The organism is Thermodesulfobacterium sp. TA1 (assembly GCF_008630935.1).
Lineage (GTDB): Bacteria > Desulfobacterota > Thermodesulfobacteria > Thermodesulfobacteriales > Thermodesulfobacteriaceae > Thermodesulfobacterium.
This window is the reverse complement of record NZ_CP043908.1, coordinates 143,848-166,293: the sequence shown is the minus strand read 5'-3', so window position 1 is coordinate 166,293 and position 22,446 is coordinate 143,848. Positions and strand designations below refer to the sequence as shown.

At 36.9% G+C, this 22,446-nt stretch carries 28 protein-coding genes; 10 read left to right on the top strand and 18 right to left on the bottom strand.

What is annotated here, in order from left to right; translation table 11 throughout:
- Position 1: 1 nt before the first annotated feature.
- The 17 genes from nuoK to ppsA all read right to left on the bottom strand — a co-directional run bounded on the left by nuoK (position 2) and on the right by ppsA (position 12,750).
- Positions 2 to 304, bottom strand: a complete 303-nt coding sequence (gene nuoK / locus F1847_RS00805; protein WP_150071219.1) for an NADH-quinone oxidoreductase subunit NuoK — start codon at positions 302 to 304, stop codon at positions 2 to 4.
- A gap of 8 nt (positions 305 to 312) precedes the next feature.
- Positions 313 to 855, bottom strand: coding sequence for an NADH-quinone oxidoreductase subunit J (locus F1847_RS00800; protein WP_150071218.1), 543 nt, complete (start codon positions 853 to 855; stop codon positions 313 to 315).
- Positions 856 to 857: 2 nt separating this feature from the next.
- Positions 858 to 1,409: an NADH-quinone oxidoreductase subunit I gene (locus tag F1847_RS00795; protein WP_150071217.1), complete on the bottom strand. Its 552-nt coding sequence runs from the start codon at positions 1,407 to 1,409 to the stop codon at positions 858 to 860.
- A gap of 13 nt (positions 1,410 to 1,422) precedes the next feature.
- Entirely contained in the window at positions 1,423 to 2,403 is a 981-nt protein-coding gene (gene nuoH / locus F1847_RS00790; protein WP_150071216.1) for an NADH-quinone oxidoreductase subunit NuoH, read from the bottom strand.
- A gap of 9 nt (positions 2,404 to 2,412) precedes the next feature.
- A complete protein-coding gene (gene nuoD, locus F1847_RS00785) occupies positions 2,413 to 3,642 on the bottom strand; it encodes an NADH dehydrogenase (quinone) subunit D (RefSeq protein WP_150071215.1) in 1,230 nt (409 codons plus the stop codon).
- 3 nt (positions 3,643 to 3,645) lie between these two features.
- The gene (locus tag F1847_RS00780; protein WP_150071214.1) at positions 3,646 to 4,158 is read right to left on the bottom strand and encodes an NADH-quinone oxidoreductase subunit C; all 513 of its coding nucleotides are present in this window, start codon (positions 4,156 to 4,158) and stop codon (positions 3,646 to 3,648) included.
- Positions 4,159 to 4,162: 4 nt separating this feature from the next.
- Positions 4,163 to 4,678, bottom strand: coding sequence for an NADH-quinone oxidoreductase subunit B (locus F1847_RS00775; protein ID WP_150071213.1), 516 nt, complete (start codon positions 4,676 to 4,678; stop codon positions 4,163 to 4,165).
- On the bottom strand, positions 4,669 to 5,022 hold the full coding sequence (locus tag F1847_RS00770) for an NADH-quinone oxidoreductase subunit A (protein WP_150071212.1): 354 nt from the start codon (positions 5,020 to 5,022) through the stop codon (positions 4,669 to 4,671). Before F1847_RS00770 ends, F1847_RS00775 begins: the two co-directional genes overlap by 10 nt.
- Positions 5,023 to 5,451 carry a 4Fe-4S dicluster domain-containing protein gene (locus F1847_RS00765; RefSeq protein WP_150071211.1) on the bottom strand — a complete coding sequence of 143 codons (429 nt, stop codon included), beginning with the start codon at positions 5,449 to 5,451 and terminating at the stop codon, positions 5,023 to 5,025.
- A 115-nt stretch (positions 5,452 to 5,566) separates the two neighbouring features.
- Positions 5,567 to 6,268, bottom strand: a complete 702-nt coding sequence (locus F1847_RS00760; protein WP_150071210.1) for a hypothetical protein — start codon at positions 6,266 to 6,268, stop codon at positions 5,567 to 5,569.
- A gap of 8 nt (positions 6,269 to 6,276) precedes the next feature.
- Positions 6,277 to 6,717 (bottom strand): CoA-binding protein, encoded by a 441-nt coding sequence (locus F1847_RS00755; protein ID WP_150071209.1) that lies wholly within the window; start codon positions 6,715 to 6,717, stop codon positions 6,277 to 6,279.
- Between the two features lie 19 nt (positions 6,718 to 6,736).
- Positions 6,737 to 7,498, bottom strand: coding sequence for a triose-phosphate isomerase (gene tpiA / locus F1847_RS00750; protein ID WP_150071208.1), 762 nt, complete (start codon positions 7,496 to 7,498; stop codon positions 6,737 to 6,739).
- Positions 7,499 to 7,517: 19 nt separating this feature from the next.
- Positions 7,518 to 8,687 carry a phosphoglycerate kinase gene (pgk, locus tag F1847_RS00745; protein ID WP_150071207.1) on the bottom strand — a complete coding sequence of 390 codons (1,170 nt, stop codon included), beginning with the start codon at positions 8,685 to 8,687 and terminating at the stop codon, positions 7,518 to 7,520.
- Positions 8,688 to 8,699: 12 nt separating this feature from the next.
- A complete protein-coding gene (gene ribE, locus F1847_RS00740) occupies positions 8,700 to 9,176 on the bottom strand; it encodes a 6,7-dimethyl-8-ribityllumazine synthase (RefSeq protein ID WP_150071206.1) in 477 nt (158 codons plus the stop codon).
- An 18-nt stretch (positions 9,177 to 9,194) separates the two neighbouring features.
- Positions 9,195 to 9,524 (bottom strand): septum formation initiator family protein, encoded by a 330-nt coding sequence (locus F1847_RS00735; RefSeq protein WP_168194227.1) that lies wholly within the window; start codon positions 9,522 to 9,524, stop codon positions 9,195 to 9,197.
- A 2-nt stretch (positions 9,525 to 9,526) separates the two neighbouring features.
- Positions 9,527 to 10,318, bottom strand: coding sequence for a hypothetical protein (locus F1847_RS00730; RefSeq protein ID WP_150071204.1), 792 nt, complete (start codon positions 10,316 to 10,318; stop codon positions 9,527 to 9,529).
- Positions 10,315 to 12,750, bottom strand: a complete 2,436-nt coding sequence (gene ppsA / locus F1847_RS00725; RefSeq protein WP_150071203.1) for a phosphoenolpyruvate synthase — start codon at positions 12,748 to 12,750, stop codon at positions 10,315 to 10,317. The genes F1847_RS00730 and ppsA overlap by 4 nt, the downstream gene beginning before the upstream one ends.
- Positions 12,751 to 12,855: 105 nt before the next feature.
- Between ppsA and smpB the strand changes: the two genes are divergently transcribed.
- From smpB to F1847_RS00705, 4 genes are read left to right on the top strand one after another with little or no spacing between them, the layout of a single operon-like run.
- Positions 12,856 to 13,305 (top strand): SsrA-binding protein SmpB, encoded by a 450-nt coding sequence (gene smpB / locus F1847_RS00720; protein ID WP_150071202.1) that lies wholly within the window; start codon positions 12,856 to 12,858, stop codon positions 13,303 to 13,305.
- Positions 13,306 to 13,316: 11 nt separating this feature from the next.
- A complete protein-coding gene (locus tag F1847_RS00715) occupies positions 13,317 to 16,316 on the top strand; it encodes an AAA family ATPase (protein WP_150071201.1) in 3,000 nt (999 codons plus the stop codon).
- Positions 16,313 to 16,945 carry a molybdenum cofactor guanylyltransferase gene (locus tag F1847_RS00710; RefSeq protein WP_150071200.1) on the top strand — a complete coding sequence of 211 codons (633 nt, stop codon included), beginning with the start codon at positions 16,313 to 16,315 and terminating at the stop codon, positions 16,943 to 16,945. Before F1847_RS00715 ends, F1847_RS00710 begins: the two co-directional genes overlap by 4 nt.
- Positions 16,927 to 18,087, top strand: coding sequence for an HD domain-containing phosphohydrolase (locus F1847_RS00705; RefSeq protein ID WP_150071199.1), 1,161 nt, complete (start codon positions 16,927 to 16,929; stop codon positions 18,085 to 18,087). Before F1847_RS00710 ends, F1847_RS00705 begins: the two co-directional genes overlap by 19 nt.
- Here the strand turns inward: F1847_RS00705 and F1847_RS00700 are convergent.
- The gene (locus tag F1847_RS00700; RefSeq protein WP_150071198.1) at positions 18,084 to 18,806 is read right to left on the bottom strand and encodes a DUF72 domain-containing protein; all 723 of its coding nucleotides are present in this window, start codon (positions 18,804 to 18,806) and stop codon (positions 18,084 to 18,086) included. The two genes, F1847_RS00705 and F1847_RS00700, sit on opposite strands and share 4 nt — an antisense overlap.
- A 66-nt stretch (positions 18,807 to 18,872) precedes the next feature.
- On the opposite strand from F1847_RS00700, the gene F1847_RS00695 reads away from it, so the two are divergent.
- From F1847_RS00695 to F1847_RS00670, 6 genes are all read left to right on the top strand, one after another.
- The gene (locus F1847_RS00695; protein ID WP_150071197.1) at positions 18,873 to 19,148 is read left to right on the top strand and encodes a hypothetical protein; all 276 of its coding nucleotides are present in this window, start codon (positions 18,873 to 18,875) and stop codon (positions 19,146 to 19,148) included.
- On the top strand, positions 19,145 to 19,765 hold the full coding sequence (locus F1847_RS00690) for a hypothetical protein (RefSeq protein WP_150071196.1): 621 nt from the start codon (positions 19,145 to 19,147) through the stop codon (positions 19,763 to 19,765). Before F1847_RS00695 ends, F1847_RS00690 begins: the two co-directional genes overlap by 4 nt.
- Positions 19,747 to 20,574, top strand: a complete 828-nt coding sequence (locus F1847_RS00685) for a 1,4-dihydroxy-6-naphthoate synthase (protein ID WP_150071195.1) — start codon at positions 19,747 to 19,749, stop codon at positions 20,572 to 20,574. Before F1847_RS00690 ends, F1847_RS00685 begins: the two co-directional genes overlap by 19 nt.
- Positions 20,575 to 21,264, top strand: a complete 690-nt coding sequence (locus F1847_RS00680; RefSeq protein WP_150071194.1) for a MotA/TolQ/ExbB proton channel family protein — start codon at positions 20,575 to 20,577, stop codon at positions 21,262 to 21,264. It abuts the gene before it with no gap.
- A 67-nt stretch (positions 21,265 to 21,331) separates the two neighbouring features.
- Positions 21,332 to 21,655: a thioredoxin gene (trxA, locus tag F1847_RS00675; protein ID WP_150071193.1), complete on the top strand. Its 324-nt coding sequence runs from the start codon at positions 21,332 to 21,334 to the stop codon at positions 21,653 to 21,655.
- 54 nt (positions 21,656 to 21,709) lie between these two features.
- Positions 21,710 to 22,444 carry an outer membrane protein assembly factor BamD gene (locus tag F1847_RS00670; RefSeq protein WP_168194226.1) on the top strand — a complete coding sequence of 245 codons (735 nt, stop codon included), beginning with the start codon at positions 21,710 to 21,712 and terminating at the stop codon, positions 22,442 to 22,444.
- Positions 22,445 to 22,446 lie beyond the last annotated feature (2 nt).

Here is a 22,446-nt window from a genome sequence, read left to right as displayed (position 1 = left end):
ACTACCCCTTATAATGGTTTATTTCATCCGTGTAGATGGTTTTAAGTTTCTTATAAATCAAAACGACCAAAGTTAAACCTATCGCAGCCTCAGCCGCTGCCATCGCTATGATAAAAAACACCATAACATAACCGGTTATGTCTTTGTTAAAATGGGATAGGGCTGCAAAAAGAATGATAAGAGCATTAAGCATAATCTCTACCGAGACTAAAACCACGATGATGTTTTTTCTCATCAAAAACCCAAAAAGGCCTATCAAAAACAAAATCAAAGAAAGGACCAAATATGCCTCAAAGGTTAACATTTTTACCTCTAAGCCTCCTCTGTAGTTTTAACTTTTCTTACCAAAAAAACCGCTCCTAACACCGCTACCAACAGTATCACCCCGATGATTTCAAAAGGTAAAAGATAGTAGTTAAAAAGGTAATGGGCTATCCACCAAAGATTGTCCTTTTCTAAAGGATTAAAAGGTAAGGCCCCCTGTTTAAACTTCTGAGCTCCGTAGATTAAATATAGATTAGCTATCATAAAACCTGCAAACACCAAAAAAACCAAACAACAAAGACTAAACCGTCTAATAAATATGCTTTGTTTGGTCTCTTTTTTTAAGTTTATCAAATAGACTATAAACAAAAACAGCACCAACACCGCCCCTGCATACACGATCAACTGCACAGCCATCAAAAACTCTGACCCAAGGGTCAATAACAAAAAGGCTTGATGAACCACCATCACTAATACTAAAAGTATGGTGTAAACCGGATTTTTAGACAGAACTGCAAGCCCACTTGAAACTACCATCACTAAAGCTAAATAACCAAAAAGAATCATATCTAAATCTATTCCTAACCCCATGTTTAAACCCCTTTAAACTTTCTTTTTACTACTGGGAAGAACTCATCTGGAATACCTTTAGGCCTCCAGAAGGGATTAAAATAAGGCCTATCGGTTTTAGCGATAAACTCATCCCAGTTTTTAAGTAGCTTTTCTTGGTCAAAATAAAGATCTTCTCTACTTTCTCCTACATACTGATAAAACTCAGTAAGCACCAAAGCATTCACAGGACAAACCTCTACACAATAGGCACAATATACGCATTTAGAGGCGTCTATGGCATACTGAGCCAATTTTTTTCTTTTTTTACCGTTTTCTTCTACCTCTATAGTTTTAATATAGATGCACTTAGAAGGACAAACCCTTTCACATCTATGACAGGCAATACAAATAGGACTTTGGGTTAATTCATTCCTTACCAAAGCGTGTCTTCCCCTAAAACCTAAATAAGGTTGAGGGACCACCTTATCATAACATTCTATGGTAACCGGTTTGGCAAACAAGAGCTTTTTTAGGGTTAAAGCTAAGCCTTTTAAAATTTCTATCAAGAAAATTTTTTCAATCAGTTTGCCCACCTTTAACTTCCTCCTAAAAAACCAGTTTTATCAAAGCGGTTAAAAAAAGATTTGCCAAACCTAAAGGAATGAGCACCTTCCAGCCAAGGTCCATAAGCTGGTCGTAACGGTATCTGGGAAGGGTAGCCCTTATCCAAATGTAAAAGAAAAGCAAGGCATAAAGCTTTACCACAAACCAGAAAAAAGGTATATAGGGAACCTCAAAAGGACCTGCCCATCCTCCTAAGAAACAGGTTACCGCAAGGGCACTCATCACAACCATTCCAAAATATTCTGCCAGATAGAAAAGAGCAAATCTCATCCCTGAGTATTCTACAAAATATCCTGCCACAAGCTCTGTCTCAGCCTCAGGAAGGTCAAAGGGAGTGCGGTTACATTCAGCCACAGCTGAAACGATAAAAACAAAAAAACCTATCAACTGAGGAATAAGATAAACCTTAAAAGGAGAATTTATCTGAGCTCTAACAATATCTCCTAAGTTAAGGGATCCAGCCATCAAAACCACGCTTAAAAGTGCAAGGCTCATCGCTATCTCATAGCTGATTACCTGAGCACTTGCCCTAAGCCCTCCTAAAAAGGCATACCTTGAGTTAGAAGCCCATCCTGAAAGGATAACCCCGTATGCGCTTAAAGAACTTAAGGCTAAAATGAATAAAATACCTACGTTGATGTTGCTTATAACAAAGTTTTCCCACAAAGGAACCAAAGCCATTCCCGTACCTGCACAAACCAAAGAAATAAAAGGAGCCACATAAAAAATCGGTTTATCTACCTGAGAAGGTATAAGGTCTTCTTTGGTAAGAAGCTTTAACATATCGGCTATAGGTTGGAGAAGCCCTCTTGGGCCTACCCTGTTGGGGCCAAGTCTCTGTTGCATCCTGGCGATTATCTTTCTTTCCGCATAAGTCAGATAAGCTACATGTAAAAGGCTTACTATCAGTAAGATGATCGTACCTACCAAAAACCAAAAAAGATTAGTCCAAAGGTCTTCCATATCTCCTCCTTACCTGTCAGAATCCCCTAAAACTATGTCAAGCGTCCCTATTATGGCCACTAAATCAGCTATCATATGTCCTTTGGTCAGATGAGGAATAGCAGCAATATGCACAAAAGAGGGGGTTCTAATTCTTAATCTCCAGGGTTTACTGGAACCATCGCTAATTACATAGACAGAAAGCTCTCCTTTTGGGGATTCTATAGAAGCAAAAGCCTCACCTAAAGGCGCTATTTCTTTTTCTTTAGACTTAAACATAACCCCAAGCTTAGGATGAGGTTGGGGAAAAACCTCCCTAAGTTTCTCTGGCATAAGAAGGTCTGGTGATCCTTCGGCTAATACCGGTTCACCTTCGGTTTCAGGAAGTTTTTCCAAACATTGTTTAATAATCCAGTTAGACTGACGAAGCTCTAACATCCTCACTTTATAGCGGTCATAGGTATCTCCTTTTTGCCCCACAGGAACCTCAAACTCAACCTCAGCATAAGCATCATAAGGCCTAAATTTTCTTACATCATAAGCTACCCCAGAACCTCTTAAACAAGGACCGGTAAGCCCCAAATTAAAAGCCTCTTCTGGAGAAACTACCGCTATATCTCTGGTTCGTTTAAGCCAAATACGGTTTGTGTCTATCAGGGTTTCATAATCTGAAATCCTCTTAGGAAATTCCTCTACAAACCGAGAAAGCTCTTTAACCACCTCTTCATCAAAGTCTCTTCTTACCCCACCCACCCTTATATAGGTATGGGTAAGCCTTGCCCCACAAATCCTCTCATAAATGTTTAACAACCATTCTCTATCTCTAAAACAATAGAGAAAAACGGTCATCGCCCCTATATCAAGGGCATGGGTTGCCAACCAAAGCAAATGGCTACATATCCTTGCCATCTCAGAAACGATCGTTCTTATAAGTCTTGCTCTTCTTGGCACCTCAAGCCCCATAAGCTTTTCAAAAGCAAGAGCAAAGGCTACGTTGTTAGCAGCAGAAGAAATGTAGTCTAATCTATCGCTTAACACGATGGTTTGATTGTAATTAAGATTTTCTGCCAGTTTTTCTATACCACGATGGAGATACCCAATAATAGGATCACAGTCAACTATCGCTTCTCCCTCTAATTCAAGAAAAAGGCGCAAAACTCCGTGGGTAGAAGGATGTTGAGGCCCCATGTTAAGGTAAAAAGGCTCTTCCCAACCGTCTTTTCCCTTTTGTTTTTTGTTAACCTCTAATATTAAAGACATCCTTTAGCCTCTCCTCTTATGTTTCTCTACTAAATTTTTATAAGGTTCCCATTCCTCTTCTTCAGGGAAAAGAGGATAGTCTTTCCTTAAAGGATATCCTTCCCAGTCTTCAGGCATAAGCACCCTTCTTAAATCTGGATGTCCTTTAAACACAATACCAAACATATCAAAACACTCCCTTTCAAACCAGTTAGCCTCCTTCCAAAGTGAGGTTATAGAGTATTGCCAAAGGTCCTCTTCTGGGACCCTCACTTTTAACCTTAAGAGTTTCTTTTCTTCAAGGTTATACACATGATAAACCACCTCAAACCTTTCCTCAAAATTTTTAGATTTATATCCTAAGTAATCAACCCCGCAAAGGTCTATCAGATGGATAAAACCTTTTTCGTTTTTAAGCCAGGTTAAAAGGTCTAAAAATCCCTCTCTTCTACATATGATTACTTCACAATCTATCCCGTAAAACCCCTCTAACACTACTTCTGGAAACTTAGCCTTCAATTCCTCATAAATGTGCATAAACCTATCTCCAATAACCCCATTTTTTAGTCTCTTTCTTAATCTTTTCTTGCAATTTTAATAAAGCATAAATCAAAGCCTCAGGGCGAGGTGGACAACCAGGTAAATAGATGTCTACCGGTAAAAACTGGTCTACCCCTTGGGCTACCGCATAGGTTTGGAAAACACCCCCAGAACAGGCACAACTACCCATAGCTATAACATATTTAGGCTCTGGCATCTGATCATAAACCCTTTTTACGATAGGTGCCATTTTTTTGGTTACCGTACCTGCAACTATCAAAAGGTCTGCTTGACGAGGGGTGGCCCTAAAAATGATACCATAACGGTCAAGGTCATAGTGGCTCGCACCGGTTGCCATCATCTCTATCGCACAACAGGCAAGCCCAAAGGTAAGGGGCCACAATGAACCAGCCCTAGCCCAGTTTATCACCTTGTCTAAGGTAGTAACCACCACCGGAGCACCAGGAACCTGCCTAACCCCAGGGGCTATCTCTACGGTATACTTTTCTACTCCCATTTCAAGGCTCCTTCTCTCCAAGCATAAACATAAGCTACCAACAATAAAAACACAAAAACTACCACCTCAACAAAACCAAACCACCCAAGGTCTTCAAAAACCACCGCCCAAGGATAAAGGAAAACCAATTCTACATCAAAAACTAAAAAGATAACCGCTATTAAATAAAACTTTATCTTAAGCGGTATCCTTGCATCCCAAGAAACGTCTATTCCACATTCGTAAGGTTTAAACTTGTCTGAATTATACCTTCTTAACGCTAAAAAATTATTAAGAATAACCAATAGAGCTCCAAGAATAAAAAGTAAAAATCCAAACAGAAAAATCCCCTGGTATCCGCTCATCTATTCCTTTTCCTCCTTAGACTTAGGGGTTTCTTTTATCAATTTTAAAGCTTGGTTAGGGCAAGCCTCTACACAATAAGGTAAAAATCCTGAAGCTACTCTTTCTACACAGAGGTCACATTTATTTATCCTACCTGTTTTTTTGTTATATTTAGGCACACCAAAAGGACAGGCTTCCTCACAATTTCTACAGCCTATACATATCTCTGGATAAAGCTTAACCACATCACCATCTTTCTCTATAGCACCTACAGGGCATACCGACGCACATTGAGGCCTTTTACACTGCAGACAAGAAAAGTAATAAAACTTACCCTCAACCTCATAAATGGCACAATTGCTTAAACCTCCATGGCTTTCTGCACAAGCCTTAACACACTCCCCACAACCAGAACACTTTTCAGAATAATGCTTTATTTTATACTTCATCCACCAACCTCTCTATCCTCGGAATAACGTGATTTTTATAATTAAATCTCTAATCTCTACCATCCCTTTTTAAACTGATTGTTAAATATTTCACATATCTTAGGTAAAACTAACTTTAAATCTTAATTACCAAAATATCTTCTTGTTCATGGTTTTGAACGAGTCTACATTGTTCATAGAAGCACATAAAAAGCAAGGCTAAAAAATAACAGACTACCTTTAAAAGGTCTACCCTCTTAGTCCTTAAAAACTCCTTAAAATAAAATGAGGGACGTTTTTGTAGAAACTGATGAACCTCCTCTATGTAATCTTCTATCGAAAGATGGGGTAACCTTTCTAAAACCTCGGTCTTTAAATTTTCTCTTTCAAGCACCCGAATAAAGGCCTGAAGAAGAAGGTTAAGCGCCTGCTGAGTTTCTTCCTTACTTAAAACTTCGGTAGGGTCTATATGAATATCCGGGCTTTGGGGTAAGAATATCTTTTCTTCAAGCACTCTATCAAAGGGTATAAGTTGATAATAACAAAACTCCCTTTTTCTAAAAAACTCTTCTTCCTGAGGAGACTCTTCATCAGGGTTCACTTCTTCCTTAGGAGGGGTGTTTAGCAAAAGACAGCTTTTCCAGTAAAGCGCCTCAGAAAGTTTTACTATAAGCTCTAAAAATAGACCAGAAAACAGTTTGGGTATAGGAACTGTGGCTAATAAAGACACAAAGTCTGAAAGATTATACTTAAGGACTTCTTGTTTGTTTTTGGTAAAGACCTTCCTAAAATTCTCTAAATCAGCGTATACCTCAACCTCACGTAAACCTTCGGTCATCTATGTACCTACTTTTTCCCTATCATATGGACTTTCTTAAAACACTTGTTCATTACTACCTTTATCCCGTTAGCCTCAGCAAGTTTTTTGGCTTCTTCGTTTATCACCCCTTCTTGCATCCAAATTACCTTAGGTTTTAAAGGTATAGCTTCTTCTACTACAGGTAAAATCATCTCAGGTTTTCTAAAAATAATTATTACTTCAGGATGAAATCCTTCTGGAAGTTGAGACAAAGAAGGATATACCTTTTTTCCAAGGATCTCTTCTCTTACCGGGTTTACAGGAATTACTTCAAACCCCTCTTTTAAAAGGTATTCCATCACTTGATAGCTTGGACGCTCAGGATTATGGCTTGCCCCTACTATCACCAGTTTTTTATATTTTTTAGGTATTTCTAATACTTCTTGGGGTAAGTCCGTATAATCAGGTATAGAGCACTGTTCTGACATAAAAATACCCTCCTTTTCTTTAAAGGGTTACGCTACAGATTTTTAAAAATTTTTCAGGGTCTAAAGAAGCTCCACCTACTAAAACACCGTCTATGTTAGGTTGGTTAATAAGGCTTGCGATGTTTTCTGGAGTAACGCTTCCTCCGTAAAGGATCCTTATTTTGTTGGCTATTTCTTCGCCATAAAGCCTTAAAAGTGAGTCCCTTATAAAACTATGGACTTCTTCTGCCTGTTCAGGGGTTGCAGTAATCCCTGTTCCTATGGCCCAAACAGGCTCATAGGCTATTACTAAATCTCTTTGAGAAAGTTCTTTAATTCCCTTTAAACCTATTTCTACCTGTCTTTTTACTACCTCTAAGGTTTTCTGGTTTTGTCTTTCTGCTAAAGTCTCTCCTACACAAAGGATCGGGGTTAAACCTAACCGAAAAACTCCTTCTACTCTTTTAGCCACAAGCTCATCGGTTTCACCAAAAATATGTCTTCTTTCCGAATGCCCCAATATAACATACTCGATCCCCAGTTCTTTTAGCATCATAGGAGAAATTTCCCCGGTAAAAGCCCCTTTTTCTTCCCAGCAGGCATTTTGAGCTCCCAGTTTTACCGGTGAACCCTCGGTTAGTTTTCTTGAATAGGCTAAAGCAGTAAAAGGTGGGGCTATCATTATTTCTTTTCCTGAGAGGTCTATTTTTTCTAATCCTTTAAGAAAAACCTCAAAATAGGCCTTAACTTCAGCCAAGGTTTTGTGCATCTTCCAGTTTCCAGCTAAAAGGATCTGCCTCATATCTCAAACCCCTATTCTATTATTTGGTTAGGGCTATAATTCCAGGCAGGTCTTTACCTTCTAAGTATTCTAAGAAAGCCCCACCTGCCGTAGAAACATAAGAAAATCCAGTTTCCACACAGGCATGTTTTATGGCAGAAAGGGTATCCCCTCCTCCTGCTATGGTAGTACAGGTAAGAGAGGCGATTTTTCTTGCTATCTCAACGGTTCCTTTATCGAAAGGTGGTTTTTCAAAATAGCCTAAAGGTCCGTTCCAAACCACCGTCTTAGCACCGTCAAGACTTCTACAGAAAAGCCTTACCGTTTCTTTTCCTATATCAAAAACCTTGTCTTCTTTTACGATTTCTTTTAAGCTTTTATCCAAAACTTGTCCGTTGTTTTCTATTACTACATCTACTGGGAGATAAATCTTAACCTCTTTTTCTTTGGCTTCTTTCAATATTTCTTTAGCTACTTCTATATACTCTTCTTCTAAAAAGGAATCCCCGACAGAAAACCCTTTAGCAGCAAGAAAGGTATTAGCCATCGCCCCGCCGATGATAAGCTTATCAAGTTTGTTAAGTAAAGTCTTTAAAACCCCTATCTTGGTAGATACCTTGCTTCCTCCAACTACCGCATAAAAAGGCCTTTCAGGCTTTCCCACTATCTTAGAAAGATACTTTAACTCTTTTTCCATCTGAAACCCTATCCCCTTTTCTTTAACCAAAAGAGGAACACCAACTACCGAGGCATGAGCTCTATGAGACACAGAAAAAGCGTCGTTAATATAGATGTCTGCAAACTTAGCCAAGGCTTTAGCAAACTCTGGGTCGTTTTTAGTTTCTCCCTCATAAAACCTAACGTTTTCTAAAAGCAAAACCTCTCCTTCTTTAAGGTTCTCTAATTCTTTTTCTACTTCTAAGCTTAAAGGGTCTTCTAAAAATTTTACTATCCTATCTTTTAAAACCTCTTTTAGATACTCATAAACCGGTCTTAAGGAAAACTCAGGCACTCTTTTACCTTTAGGCCTTCCTAAATGAGAACAAAGTACTACCTTTCCGTAGGAATGAAGCACATGCAGGATAGTAGGAAGACTTTCCACAATACGAGTATCATCTAAAATCTTACCATTTTCTAAGGGGACGTTAAAATCAACTCTTATAAAAACTTTTTTACCTTTAAGGTCAAAATCCCTCAAGGTCTTAAGCATAGTCCTTACCCCTTAAATTTGGTTTATCTTTTTTAAAAGGCTTATCATCTCAAGAGCACTTAAAGCTACCTCAGCCCCTTTATTACCTGCTTTGGTTCCAGCCCTTTCTATGGCTTGTTCTATCGTATCTGTAGTAAGAATACCAAAGATTACTGGCACCTCAGTCTCTAACATCACCTGAGCAACCCCTTTTGAAGCCTCTGCAGCTACGTATTCAAAATGAGGGGTAGCTCCTCTAATCACAGCCCCTAAACATAGGACCGCATCAAACTTTTGTGTCTTAGCTAATTTTTTGGCTACAAGAGGGACCTCAAAAGCCCCTGGCACCCAGGCTATATAAATATTTTCTTCTTTTACCTTATGCCTTTTTAACACATCTAAAGCCCCTTCAAGTAGTTTCTGAGTGATGAACACATTAAAACGGCTTACCACTATCCCTACTTTAACGTCTTCTCCCTCAAAAAAACCCTCTAACACTCTATAGTTCATACATGCCTCCTAATTATATTAAGGTTTTTTTTCTTCTTGAGTTGGGTTGATAGAATAGATAATGATCTTTTCGCCTTCTTTTATGTACCCATATTTAGTCCTTAAAATTTCTTCGTAAGGTTCATCGTTAGAAGTTAATTTTTTTATCTCTCCTTCGTAGTAAGTATTCTCTTTTTTTAGGTTTTCTATCTCTGCTAATTCTCTTTTAATCAAAAAGTTTAGGGTTAAGAAGGTGGAAAAAGTAAGGCCTAAAAGGACCAAAAGCAAAGTGAAAAAAAACTTTTTTAACTTACTTTTTTTCTTTTTACTGTAAGGGCGGATAAAGATTTGCGGTTTTTTCTTTTTCATGGTTAAAACCATTGCCAAAAAGATGGCTGAGGCTGAGTAGGTAAAGTTGTATCAAATGCAGGTGGAGTCTGATGGGAAGAAGTTTTTGTTTTAGGTGGAGGTAAAGATACTTGAGGTTGATGAATCGAAGGCTGTTGAGATAATACCACCCCAGGAGGTGGGGGAGGAGAAGGGATAAGAACGGTTATCTTAAATTCACTTTCTTTAGCAAAAAGGTTTGAAAACCAATCTGAAACTTTTTCAAAAGGGTTGATCCTGCTTAAAAAGGATTTCTTTTCTTCTATCACTTGAGGCTTGGTAGTCTTTTTCTCTGTTGAAGGGATAGAAACTGCGGAAGGATTGACTCCAGACGGATACCCCCCAGAGATAGGATTGATAGCAGGAGTTTGAGGTTTAGGCTCTAAAATGGCTCTTCTTATCTCCTCACAGTAAAGGGCTATCTTAGGAAAAAGCCCATCCCTTGGAACCTTCTCTTCTTTAACCAAAACCTCTTCTGGCTCAAGTTTTAAGTTTGTAAGTTTTAATTTAATTTCTACGTAATCTTTCTCAACCTTTAGCCCTAAAGAGAGGAGATAGTCTAAACCTGAAAATCCTTCTTCCTTGTTTAAAAGCACTGTTTTTACTTGAGAAGGCACCCACAGTCTATGATAAAGCTGATTTTCTAAAGCCTCTTTTAAATAAGTATATTCTGAGGGTGCCTCAAGCTTTAAAGGCAATATGCCTATCGTTACTTCTGCTAAAGAACAAGCACAAAACCATAAAAACCAAAAACAAGTAAGCCAAAGGCTTCTCACTTTTTCTTTTTCAACTCCTTTTCTTTTTCAGATACTAAAAGTCTGGTCTTAACTATGGTGTCTGGTGAAAGACTCATAGAATCTATCCCACATTCTACTAAAAATTCAGCAAAATCTGGGAAATCACTGGGGGCTTGACCGCAAATTCCCACCTTTCTGCCAAACTTATGGGCGGTCTTAATGACTTGTTTTATCAAGGCTTTAACAGCTGGATTTCTCTCGTCATAGATATGAGAAACTAATTCAGAGTCTCTATCTAATCCTAAGGTAAGCTGAGTTAAATCGTTTGACCCGATAGAAAAACCATCAAACACTTGAGAAAACTCTTCGGCTAAGATAACATTACTTGGGATTTCGCACATCACATATACCTCTAAGCCTCTTTCTCCCTGTTTAAGCCCATATTTTTCCATCACCTGAACAACTTTTTTTCCTTCTTCTACTGTTCTACAAAAAGGCACCATCACCTTAATATTGGTAAGCCCCATTTCATCTCTGGCTTTTTTAATAGCCTTACATTCTAAAGCAAAAGCAGGCTCAAACCTCGGATCATAGTATCTGGAAGCTCCTCTCCAACCTAACATAGGGTTATGTTCTACCGGTTCATAAAGATAACCCCCTACTAAATTGGCATATTCATTGGTTTTAAAATCTGAAAGTCTTACGATAACATCCTTAGGATAAAAAGCAGCGGCTATCATAGCTATACCTTGTGCCAGCTTATCAACATAAAATTCTGCCTTTTCTTTGTAGTTATAAGCTCTCTCCTCTATTATATGGACTACTTTTTCTATTTCTTTATCTTTTTTGGCTTCTTCTTTAAGTTTTTCATAATTAATCAAAGCCAAGGGATGTATACCTATATGAGAACTGATGATAAACTCTATACGAGCAAGGCCTACACCATCGTTTGGCAACTGGCATTGAGAAAAGGCCTGTTCGGGAATACCTACGTTCATCATAATTTTAGTCTTGGTTTCAGGAAGGTTCTCAAGGTCTATTCTTTCAACTTCATACTCTACCAATCCTTCTAATACCCTACCTACCTCCCCCTGAGAACAATCTACGGTAATCTTATCCCCGGTCTTAATAAGTTGGGTAGCTTTCTCTGTCCCTACAATACAAGGAATGCCAAGCTCTCTTGAAACGATGGCTGCATGGCAAGTTCTTCCACCTCTGTCAGTGATGATAGCTGAGGCCTTTTTCATGATAGGTTCCCAGTCAGGATCTGTCATCTCAGTTACTAAAATTTCACCTGTCTTAAAATTAGCAATATCATTTAAACTTAAAATAACCCTCGCTTTCCCCTGACCTATCTTACTACCTACCGCCTTACCGGTGCAAATGACTTTACCTTCTCCCTTTAGTTTATAAACCTCATAAAATTTAAACTCTTTTATAGCGTGTACAGTTTCAGGCCTTGCTTGAACGATATAAATCTCACCAGTTCCTACAGTCTTTCCATCTCCGTCTTTAGCCCATTCTATATCCATCGGCCTTCCATAATGTTCTTCGATAAGCATCGCCCATTCAGCAAGTTGCAAAATCTCATCATTGGTAAGCACAAAACTTAATCTTTCGTCTTTGGTAGTTTTTACAGTCTTTATAGGATGTTTAGGATCATCTCCGTAAATCATCTTAAGGTGTTTAGACCCTAATTTTTTAGACAATATAGGGCGAAAACCCTGTTTTAAAGTGGGCTTAAACACATAGTATTCATCAGGAGTAACCTTACCCTGAACTAAGGCCTCACCTAACCCCCAAGTTCCAGTAATATAAACCACATCTCTAAAACCACTTTCTGTATCTAAAGTAAACATAACCCCTGAGCAGGCAGCATCACTTCTTACCATCTTTTGGATGGCTACTGAGATATAAACAGAAAAGTGGTCAAATCCTTTGTCCTCTCGGTAGGAAATAGCTCTATCGGTAAAAAGGGAAGCAAAACATTTTTGCACATATTTTACTACGTTGTCTACCCCTCTTATATTAAGGAAAGTCTCTTGTTGCCCGGCAAAAGAGGCATCTGGAAGGTCTTCGGCTGTAGCAGAGGACCTTACCGCTACGTCTACGTGTTTTCCATATTTTTTTTCAAGCTCAGCATAAGCCTCTCTTATAGCTAATTCAAGTTTTTCAGGCATTTTGGCCTTAAGAAGAAGGTTTCTTATCTTTTTTCCTCTCTTCTGTAGGTCTAATACATCATGCGTATCAAGCCCTTTTAAAATTTCTTTGATTTTATCGTCTAAATGGTTTTCTCTTATAAAATATCGATAGGCCTCAGCAGTAACCGCAAAACCATAAGGTACCTTGATGCCTTTTTCAGTAAGATTAGAATACATTTCTCCCAAAGAAGCGTTTTTACCTCCTACCAAAGGCACATCATCTTTAGAAATCTGGTCAAACCATAAAATCAAAGCTTTTTCAGCAACCATAACAAACCTCCTAAAAATACAATCTTTGCAAAACCCTTTAAAAGGATATTAGCAAAATTATTTCTCTTGTCAAGGCAAACTATCTGTGTTATTTTAATAAAACATATGAAAGTAGTGTGTACAAACAAAAAAGCGTATCATCTATATAATATAGAAGAAACTTACGAGGCTGGTATTCAGCTTCATGGGTGTGAAGTAAAATCTCTAAGATTGGGAAGGGCAAACCTTAATGATAGTTTTGCTAGAATCGTCAACGGAGAAATCTTTCTTTATAACATGCATATAAGCCCTTATCCCCATAGTCGGGAAGCTCAAAACCTTGACCCTACACGCACAAGAAAACTTTTGCTTAAAAAATCAGAAATCAAAAGATTAGCAGGAAAGGTCCAAGAAAGGGGTTATACTCTTATCCCTCTCAAGGTCTATTTTAACGAAAGAGGACTGGCTAAGGTTGAGTTGGCTTTAGCTAAAGGTAAAAAAATTTATGACCGCCGAGAAGATATTAAAAGAAGAGACCTTGAAAGAGAAATATCTAGAAAATATAAAATAAAATAAAATAAAATCATATGCGTCCTCTTTTCCTTTCTATCAAAGGATTGGGTCCCTACCTAAGTGTTCAGATTAGTGAAGAGGTTTTTAAAGAATTAAACGAAAATCGTTTGTTCTTGATCTCAGGAGAGATAGGGGCAGGAAAAACCACGCTTTTTGATGCTATTGTTTATGCCCTTTATGGAAGCACTACGATAAACAAACGAGACCCTAAATCCCTTATCTCAACCCTTACCAAAAACCATTCTGAAGTTATTCCTGAGGTAGAGTTTAAATTTTTTTTAGACGGTCAGGTCTACAGAATTAAACGCAGGTTCCCTTATGAAGGTAAACCCAAAAAAGTAAGCCTCTGGATAGAAGAAAGTTTTTTTTCAGATAAAGAACAAGAAATTAACCATAAAATACAAGAATTAATCGGGCTTAACGCCGATCAGTTTAAAAAGGTTTTTTTGATACCCCAAGGAGAATACCGTAATATCCTTCTTACAAACACAAACGAAAGAGAAGAGCTTTTCAAAACGATTTTTGATACCTTTATGTTTGTCAACTTGGAGGAATTTTTAAAACAAAGACTAAAGGACCTTAAAGCCCAACTCCAATCTCTTTTAGACCAGGAAAAACAACTTAAAGAATTAGTAAAGGTTGAAAAAATAGAGGACCTTGAAAACAAAATAAGAGACAAAAAAAATCGTCTTTTAAGCTTAGAATCTCAAGCTAACAAGCTTGCCAAAGAAAAAGAATTTCTAACCTCCCAAATATTAGAGCAACAAAACCTTTTATCCCTTATAAAAAAATATCAAGAAATCCTTAAAACACTTAAAAACCTTGATGCCCTTGAAGAAGAAATAAAACAAAAAGAAAAAAGATTAGAAATTTTAAAAAGAATAAAAGAATACCTTCCCTTTTATGAAAACGTAAATAGATTAAAACAGGAAATTTTAGATAAAAACATAGAAATTAAAGACCTTTTAGCTAAAGAAAAAAGCTTGTCTCAAATTTTAGTAAACCTTTCTAAAAAGTTAGAGTTTCTCTTAGAACAAGCCCCTGAGATAGAAAAACTTAAGATAAAGGTTGCAAACCAAAAACAATTAAAAGAAAGAATCGTTGAAAAAAACTTTTTAGAAAAGGAGGTCAAAAAACTTTCTTACGAGGTAGAAAAAAAAGAACAAGAGGTCCGGTCAATCCAAGAAAAAATTAAAAAACTAAAAGCTCATTTAGAGGAAATATATGAAAAAAGAAACCTTTTACTTAAAATTCAAAGTCTTCTTAAAGATGAAGAACGATTAAGAGATTTAGCCCAAAAGTTTAACCATCTAAAAACAATTTTAGAGAAAAAACCAGAAATAGAAGAAAAAATCGCATCTATTTCTCAAGAAATACATCGGTTAGAGCGGGAGAAAAGAGACCTTGAGATTAAAAACTTAGCTTTAGCGGTATCCCAATTTCTGGAAAAGGATAAGCCTTGTCCTGTATGTGGTTCCACCCATCATCCTGCCCCTATCAAAGATGAAAATTTTACTGAAAGGTTAAAAAAAATTGAGTTGGCATTAAAAAATAAAAATGCTGAGTTAGAAAAGACTAAAACCTATTTTGATAAGCTTGAAGGAAAACTTGAACACCTTAAAAAAGAACTTCTCCCTTATAAAGATAAAGAAGAAGAAATACTCCAAAAATTAACCGAAATAGACACTCAAAAAAGTAGACATTTAGACCTTATTTCTTTGTATCAAAACCATCCTTCTTCTATCCAAGAGCTTGAATCTCTATCCCAAACCTTAAAAGAAACCCTTAACCAAAACGAAGAAAAGGAAAAAGAACTTTCTGGTGAGTTAGAAAGTAAAAAACAGAAACTGTTAGGTTTAAAAGGACGTCTTGAGGGTTTGTTAAATGATTTAAAAGGTCAAGTAGACACGTTAGAGGCTTTAAAGGCTAAGATCGATCATGAAGAAAAAATAATCGCTAAGTTTGAAAATCAAAAAAAACAAGTAGAACAAGACCTAAAAAACTATAGCATCGAGAAAACCGCCGTAGCACAAGACCTAAAAAACCAAAAAGAGTTCTTACAACATTTGCTAAAAAACTACAAGGACCAAATACTTAAAATTTTGCCTTTAAAAAGGCAAAACCTTATAAAACAACTTTATGAGTTCGAAACCCTTAAAACCGAAATAGCTAAAATCCAAAATTTAGAAGCAGAAATAAATGAGTTTTATCAAAAAAAAGAAAAACTTAAAGCAGAGAAAGAAGAAATAGAAAGAGAGCTAAAAATTCTAAGCCAAGAAACCTTAGAAGAATTAGAAAAAAAAATAGCTCAAGCTTTAGAGGCTTTAAACCAAAAAAAGAAAAACGTAGAGGACCTTTTTACCAAGGTCAATCAAGAAATAGGGATGGAGATTAACGAAATAGAAAAGTTTGAAACCATTCTAAGCTCCTATCAAGGCTTAGAAAAAAACCTAAAAAAAACCGAGCAAGAATGTAGGGTTTTAGGCAAACTGGTTGACCTTATCTCAGGGAAAAACCTTAAAGGAATTTCTTTTCATTCCTTTGTAGTTTCTATGTTCGCAAAGCTAATTTTTCAGAGGGCTAACACTTATTTATGGGAGTTTTCCTTTGGGCGTTATAAATTTTTAGAAGAGATCTTTCTACAAAAAAGAGGATCAATTGAGATTTTTGACTACTTTACCGGAGATAAAAGAGAGGTTAAAACCCTATCAGGAGGAGAATCTTTTATCGCTACCCTTGCCCTTGCCCTTGGGACTTCTGACGTCATCACCTATCTTTTTAAAGCCAAACCTTTTGAATCCCTTTTTATAGACGAGGGATTTGGGAGTTTAGACGAAAATACTTTAAATAAAGTGATAGAAATTTTACTAAATCTTTCTGAGAAAAGCGGAAGGATTATCGGGATCATTTCTCATCTTAAGGAGATGAAGGAATCTTTTCCTTTGGTATTAGAGGTATTAAAAGACCCTGTCTCCGGCAGTAAAATCAATCTAATAAGAAAACTTCCCTCATGAAAGTAGTGGTATTGGCTGGAGGCAAAGGAGAAAGAATAGGAGGAGAAAAACCGTTAAAACCTTTTTTAGGAAAACCTTTAGCTTACTGGGTTTTTGAAATTGCTAAAAAGGTTGAATTACCGGTATATTTTTCGGTAAAAAATAAGGACCAAGCTCAAAAAATAACTGAGGCTTTAGTAGCTCTGGGGGTTTCTCAAAAAGATTTTACTTTTATCTATGATAAAAATCCTAAGATAGAGGGCCCTATTTCAGGGATATGGTCTGGGGTTTCAGCTTTTAACGAAGGAAGCGTGCTTTTTTTAGCAGTAGACCAACCTCTGGTAGAACTTAGCTTTCTTAAATTTTTAACCTCTCTTTCTGAGATCTTTTGTCATGGGTTTGTCCTTCTTTCCCAAGGACAAGAAAAAATAAAACCTTTTCCTGGGGTATATCCTGTATGGCTAAAAGATGAAATAGAAACTTTTTTCACTATGTCTCCTAAGTATAGCCTTTTTAGATTTTTTAATCATCTTATGAATAAAGGGAGAGTCTTAATATTAAAAGACAGTCTGGTAAATCCCAAAAATTTTATTAATTTAAATACTTTGGAAGACCTAAAGGAAGCTGAAAGATGTTTTTGCCAGAGATAGAAGCGCCTGAACATACCAAGGTTTTTTTAGTAGATGACGACGACCATATTAGAACCTCTTTAGCCGAGGTTTTAAGTTTAGAAGGATTTAAGGTTTTTTCTGCGAAAACTGGGCAAGAGTTTTTGGCTAAGCTTGAGGAAGTAAACCCAGACATCGCTCTAATAGACTATCTATTACCTGGATTGGACGGTCTTTCCTTGTGTAAAATTATCAAAAACAACAATCAAACCTTTGAAATAGGGGTAATCATCATTACCGGGGTAAACGATTTAGAAACTAAAATTAACTGTCTTGCAGCAGGAGCAGACGATTTTTTAACCAAACCGATTTTTATTCCAGAGCTTTTCGTAAGGATAAAAACTTTAAGTAAAAATAAAAAATATCGTGAGTTTTTAAAGACTTACCAAGCCAACCTGGAAAGAGAGGTAATTCAAAAAACCAAAGAAATTCAGAAAATTTATTTAGGGTTAAACGAAGCACATGAAGAGATAAGAAAGCTTTCCTTAGAAATTATTCATAGGCTTGCTAAAGCTGCAGAATACAGAGATGAACACACAGGATCCCACATTCATAGAATAAGCTTTTACTGTAGTAGGATCGCAGAAGCCATAGGACTTTCCCAAAGTCAAATAGAAATCCTTCAATACGCCTCTCCGCTTCATGACATAGGTAAATTAGGTATTCCTGACAAGATCCTTCTTAAACCTGGCCCACTTACCCCAAAAGAATGGGAAATCATGAAACTTCACACGATTATAGGGGCTAAAATTTTAGAAGGTTCTAACATAAAATACCTTAAAGCCGCTCAAAAAATCGCCCTTTATCACCACGAAAGATGGGATGGGAAAGGTTATCCTTGCGGGTTAAAAGGTAAAAAAATACCTCTTTTTGCAAGAATAGTAGCCATAGCCGATGTGTTTGATGCCCTCACTTCAAACAGACCTTACCGAAGGGCTTTACCCTATGATATAGCCTTACAGATCATTAAATCCGAAAAAGGGACTCGGTTTGACCCTGAACTGGTAGATGTCTTCCTTAAAATCAAACCAGACATCTTAGAGATTAGAACCCTTTTCCAAGATGAAGAAATACCACATCTTTTTAAGCTCTATCAAGCACTCGCTGAAGAAGACCTATCCTAAACCTCTACAAGGGACTTAAAGGTTAAAGCATCTGTAACCGCATGCCCTAACGCTGTGTTATCAAAATAAACAAAAAGCTCTTTAAACTCAAACCTTTTTAAGCTTTTAACTAAAGCTTTTAACTCCTCTTCTTTATACTTAGAAACGTAAAGTTTTTCTCTTCCATGCAATCTAACATACAAAAAATCTGTAGTCTGTACCTCATACCAGGAAGGATATCTTTTCCCGCAATCAGAAAAACAAAGACATATCCCTTTTTCTCTAACCATATCTACAAACTCTTCTGTATGAAAAGACTGATTTCTTATTTCTATAACCATTAAATAATCAGAAGGTAAAACCTTTAAAAAGTTTTCTATCAAATTCTTCTCAAACTTTAAAGACGGGGGAAACTGAAAAAGTAAAACTTTAGCCTTTTCTTTTAAAACAGCTATTCTTTTTAAAAACTCCCTTAAATCCTCTAAAACCTCTTTTAATCTTTTTACATGGGTAATAATCTTGGGTGCCTTTAACGAAAAGACGAAATCCTCCGGGGTTTCTGCATACCATTTCTCAAACGTCTTAGAAGAAGGAAGTCGGTAAAAGGTAACGTTAACCTCTACGGTGTTAAAATGTTTAGCGTAAATAGAAAGCCAGTCCTTAGGCTTACTTTCTACTGGATATAAAATACCTTTAAACGAATAGTAACTCCAACCAGAAGTTCCTATATAAGCCTTCATTTTTGATTGCTATTTTTTATTTTTAAAGGTAAAATGTTTTTTAAAAATGGGAAGTGGCATTTTGAGGTGAAAAAAAGTTTTAAAAATTTAAAAGATGTAAAACTTTTTACCAAAAAATTTTTAAAAGAAAGACTTAAAGGCCTGCCTGAAGAGGCAAAGATAGAGGTAGAGGCTGTGGGATTAAACCCTCCTCAAGTAAGAATATATCTTCCCTTCTATTCTGAAGGAAATCTTATCCGGTGCAACGAGGTAGATTTTATTTTAGAAGAACTTTTATCCTTAGGAATTCATGGGGAAATAGTCTACCTTGATGATAACCTTGAGTTAGAAGCCTTGAAATGAAAAAGATTTCTTTTCTTGTACCTTCAGAATTTGAGGCTTCTTCTATTTCTGATTTAGATATAGAATATAGTTTAACCGGGATAGGAGTGGTTGAAGCTTCGGTGACCTGTACTCTTCTTTTCCAGAATAACCTAGACAAAAGGTTTGTGCTTATAGGATGGGCAGGTGGCTATCCTAATACCGGATTAAGGGAAGGGGACGTGGTGATTGCCTCTAAAGAAGTATGGGTTGATTTTGGAAGAAAACATAAAGACCGCTATGAAAGTCTCCCAGAAAAACTGAAGGTAAGTCAAGAAATAGAATTTCCTTCAGTTTTAGTATCAAAGGTAGAAAAACTGCTTAAAAACAAGGGGCTGAGAACCTTAGTTGGACCTATGGCTACTGTTTGTGCAACCTCTTACGACCCAGAACGAAGCCTTTTTTTTAAAAATCGATTTAAAGTGGTTGCAGAAAACATGGAAGGCTTTGGGGTAGCTAAGGCTGCAGAAAAACTGGGGATTGAGCTTTTAGAGGTAAGGGTAATAAGCAATCTTTTAGAAGCACCTGACAAACCCTGGGATTTAAATAAAGCTTCTCAGGTCTTAAGAGAGGTGGCTAAATGTCTGAAAAACCTTTAACCATAGCCCTTTCCCCTTGCCCTAACGACGTTTTTATCCTTTCTGGGCTTTTATTAAAAAGGATAAACCCAGGGATAAACTTAACCTTTCGGTTTGAAGACATAGAAACCTTAAACCGATTAGGAATTGAAGGCCACATACCGGTAATTAAAACCTCTTTTGCCATCTGGGATAAACTTTATCAGACCTATGAACTTATGCCTGTAGGGGCGGCTTTAGGATTTGGGGCTGGTCCTTTGATAGTAAGCCTTAAACCTTACAGCCCAGAAGATTTTCCCAACCTTACCATAGCTATCCCTGGAGAGCATACCACCGCACATTTGCTTTTTCGATTTTTTTACCAAGGTGAGATAAATAAGGTCTTCGTCCGTTATGATCAAATCATACCTTTTCTTTTAGAGAAAAAAGCTGACTTAGGGGTTTTGATTCACGAAGGTCGTTTTGTTTACCAAAAGCATGGTCTTTATCAAATTTGTGACCTGGGAGAATATTGGGAAAGACAAACAGTGGCTCCGGTGCCTTTAGGAGGTTTTTTTATCAAAAAAGACCTATCCCCTCAACTCAAACAATCCTTAGTAAACGCCTTTAGAGAAAGCCTTTTGTGGGCAAAAGAACACTGGAAAGAGGTGCTACCTTTGCTAAAGTTTTACGCCCAAGAACTTGATGAAGAAGTGATAAAACTTCACGTAGACACCTACGTAACAGAACACACCTTTAACCTAAAAGAAGGTGCTTTAAAAGGGTTGACGTATTTAAAAAACCTTCTAAAAATAGAAAAAGACATCAACGAATTGGTTTGGAGAGGATAGATGGAATTTTGGAAACTTTTTTCTCAAACAGGGTATGTAGGCAAAGCCGTACTTTTACTATTAGTCTTTTTTAGTATCCAAAGTTGGTATTACATCATCGCCAATTATTTTAGGTATAAATCCTTTGCCAATGATCTTGAAGACTTTAACAAAAGCCTTGAAAGCACCAAAGATTTTTCAGGTTTAATCAAATTGGTTAAATCTTTAGACCAAAATTTAATTTCTAAAGGGATTAAAAGGATGGTAGCAGGTTTTGGTGAAATATACGATTATTACTTCAGGACGGCTACTCCCAAAATTGCTGACGAGCGTTTCAAGATAAATCTTGCTGAAAAAGAGCTTGAGGAGTTGATTTCCTTAGAAAAAGAACGGATGCTTTTGAACCTAAATAAGGGTTTAGGTTTTCTTGCCACAACCGGTAATGTGGCACCATTTATAGGACTTTTTGGCACGGTCTGGGGTATTATGAAAGCCTTTCATGATATTGGATTAAAAGGGAGTGCCAGTTTAGCTACAGTAGCCCCTGGCATAGCTGAGGCCCTTATCAACACTGCTATGGGGCTTTTTTGTGCTATACCGGCTGTCATGGCTTATAACTATTTTCTCATAAAAAATGAAAAATTTAACAAAGAGCTTGAGACCGTTCTTAAAAAACTTTTTTTGGTTTTAAAAAGAGGTTTTTTAGGATAAAAAGGGTTGCAGTTTTAGGGTTTTAGGTTAATGTATTTTTTTACTAAAATATTTAAAGGAGGTTAACATGGGGGCACCAAAGGTAACGGACGAAACTTTTGAAACGGAGGTTCTCCAATCACCAATCCCTGTCTTGGTTGATTTTTGGGCTGCTTGGTGTGGCCCTTGTAGGGTGATTGCACCAATAATCGATGAAATAGCAGAGGAGTTTGAAGGTAAAGTTAAGGTAATGAAATTAAACGTAGACGAAAATCCTATTACCCCAGGAAAATATGGAATAAGAGCCATCCCCACCCTTATCATCTTTAAAAACGGAGAGCCTGTAGAGGTAATCGTAGGGGCTGTTTCTAAAAACACCATAGTAAACGCCTTAAACAAAGTTTTAGCTTAAAGGTATATGCTTAAAAGCCTTAAACCAACCTTTATCCTTTTATGGATTTTTAGTTTGAGCATATTGATTAGTCTTTATGGATGTGGAACGGTTTCTAAGATCGGATCTCAAATCTCTTCTAAATTTGGAAAAGAAATTTCTCAAAAATCTAGCAAAACCGAAGAAGAAGACTTAGGGACCTTATTAAGAGATGCAGAAAGATTTTTTAACAGAGGAAGCTATGACCTTTCTTACGAGTACTATAAAAAGATAAGAGACCTTTATCCAGGAAGTCCTCAGGCTATCTTGGCTGAGTTGAGGATGGCTGACTCTAAGTTCTGGGAAGGTGAATACTTAGAGGCCCTTTCTCTTTATGAATCTTTTGAAAAATTCTACCCTAACAATGAAGCCATACCTTATGTTATCTTTCAAATAGGCACCTGCTATTATAAACTTAGGCTCACTTTTGACAGAGACCAATCCTATGCCAAAAAGGCAATAGAAACCTATCAAAGGCTATTACAATCTTATCCTCAAAATCCTTATCGGGCTGAAGCAGCTAAAAGGATTAAAGAACTTCGAGAACAGTTAGCTAAACATGAATTTTACGTAGCTCAATTTTACTACAAGATAGGGTATTACCGGGCGGCTTACAACCGAGTCCTTTATATCCTTAATAACTTCCCTGATACTAATATCTACCAAGAGGCTAAAAAAGTAGTTACTCTTTATTATCAGAAAGCCTTATTTGAAACTAAAGAACTTGCCGAAGGCACTAAAAAAGACTTCTGGGGAGATAGATTTCCTTAAAA

Bases quoted from the DNA above. Each gene is read 5' to 3' on its own strand.
- F1847_RS00680 (WP_150071194.1), top strand. From the start codon at position 20,575: ATGGAATTTTGGAAACTTTTTTCTCAAACAGGGTATGTAGGCAAAGCC.
- F1847_RS00800 (WP_150071218.1), bottom strand. From the start codon at position 855: ATGGGGTTAGGAATAGATTTAGATATGATTCTTTTTGGTTATTTAGCT.
- F1847_RS00765 (WP_150071211.1), bottom strand. From the start codon at position 5,451: ATGAAGTATAAAATAAAGCATTATTCTGAAAAGTGTTCTGGTTGTGGG.
- nuoK (WP_150071219.1), bottom strand. From the start codon at position 304: ATGTTAACCTTTGAGGCATATTTGGTCCTTTCTTTGATTTTGTTTTTG.
- trxA (WP_150071193.1), top strand. From the start codon at position 21,332: ATGGGGGCACCAAAGGTAACGGACGAAACTTTTGAAACGGAGGTTCTC.
- pgk (WP_150071207.1), bottom strand. From the start codon at position 8,687: ATGCTTAAGACCTTGAGGGATTTTGACCTTAAAGGTAAAAAAGTTTTT.
- ribE (WP_150071206.1), bottom strand. From the start codon at position 9,176: ATGAACTATAGAGTGTTAGAGGGTTTTTTTGAGGGAGAAGACGTTAAA.
- F1847_RS00755 (WP_150071209.1), bottom strand. From the start codon at position 6,717: ATGTCAGAACAGTGCTCTATACCTGATTATACGGACTTACCCCAAGAA.
- tpiA (WP_150071208.1), bottom strand. From the start codon at position 7,498: ATGAGGCAGATCCTTTTAGCTGGAAACTGGAAGATGCACAAAACCTTG.
- F1847_RS00685 (WP_150071195.1), top strand. From the start codon at position 19,747: ATGTCTGAAAAACCTTTAACCATAGCCCTTTCCCCTTGCCCTAACGAC.
- F1847_RS00770 (WP_150071212.1), bottom strand. From the start codon at position 5,022: ATGAGCGGATACCAGGGGATTTTTCTGTTTGGATTTTTACTTTTTATT.
- F1847_RS00690 (WP_150071196.1), top strand. From the start codon at position 19,145: ATGAAAAAGATTTCTTTTCTTGTACCTTCAGAATTTGAGGCTTCTTCT.
- nuoD (WP_150071215.1), bottom strand. From the start codon at position 3,642: ATGTCTTTAATATTAGAGGTTAACAAAAAACAAAAGGGAAAAGACGGT.
- F1847_RS00715 (WP_150071201.1), top strand. From the start codon at position 13,317: ATGCGTCCTCTTTTCCTTTCTATCAAAGGATTGGGTCCCTACCTAAGT.
- smpB (WP_150071202.1), top strand. From the start codon at position 12,856: ATGAAAGTAGTGTGTACAAACAAAAAAGCGTATCATCTATATAATATA.
- F1847_RS00705 (WP_150071199.1), top strand. From the start codon at position 16,927: ATGTTTTTGCCAGAGATAGAAGCGCCTGAACATACCAAGGTTTTTTTA.
- F1847_RS00780 (WP_150071214.1), bottom strand. From the start codon at position 4,158: ATGCACATTTATGAGGAATTGAAGGCTAAGTTTCCAGAAGTAGTGTTA.
- F1847_RS00735 (WP_168194227.1), bottom strand. From the start codon at position 9,524: ATGAAAAAGAAAAAACCGCAAATCTTTATCCGCCCTTACAGTAAAAAG.
- nuoH (WP_150071216.1), bottom strand. From the start codon at position 2,403: ATGGAAGACCTTTGGACTAATCTTTTTTGGTTTTTGGTAGGTACGATC.
- F1847_RS00700 (WP_150071198.1), bottom strand. From the start codon at position 18,806: ATGAAGGCTTATATAGGAACTTCTGGTTGGAGTTACTATTCGTTTAAA.
- F1847_RS00775 (WP_150071213.1), bottom strand. From the start codon at position 4,678: ATGGGAGTAGAAAAGTATACCGTAGAGATAGCCCCTGGGGTTAGGCAG.
- F1847_RS00710 (WP_150071200.1), top strand. From the start codon at position 16,313: ATGAAAGTAGTGGTATTGGCTGGAGGCAAAGGAGAAAGAATAGGAGGA.
- F1847_RS00760 (WP_150071210.1), bottom strand. From the start codon at position 6,268: ATGACCGAAGGTTTACGTGAGGTTGAGGTATACGCTGATTTAGAGAAT.
- ppsA (WP_150071203.1), bottom strand. From the start codon at position 12,750: ATGGTTGCTGAAAAAGCTTTGATTTTATGGTTTGACCAGATTTCTAAA.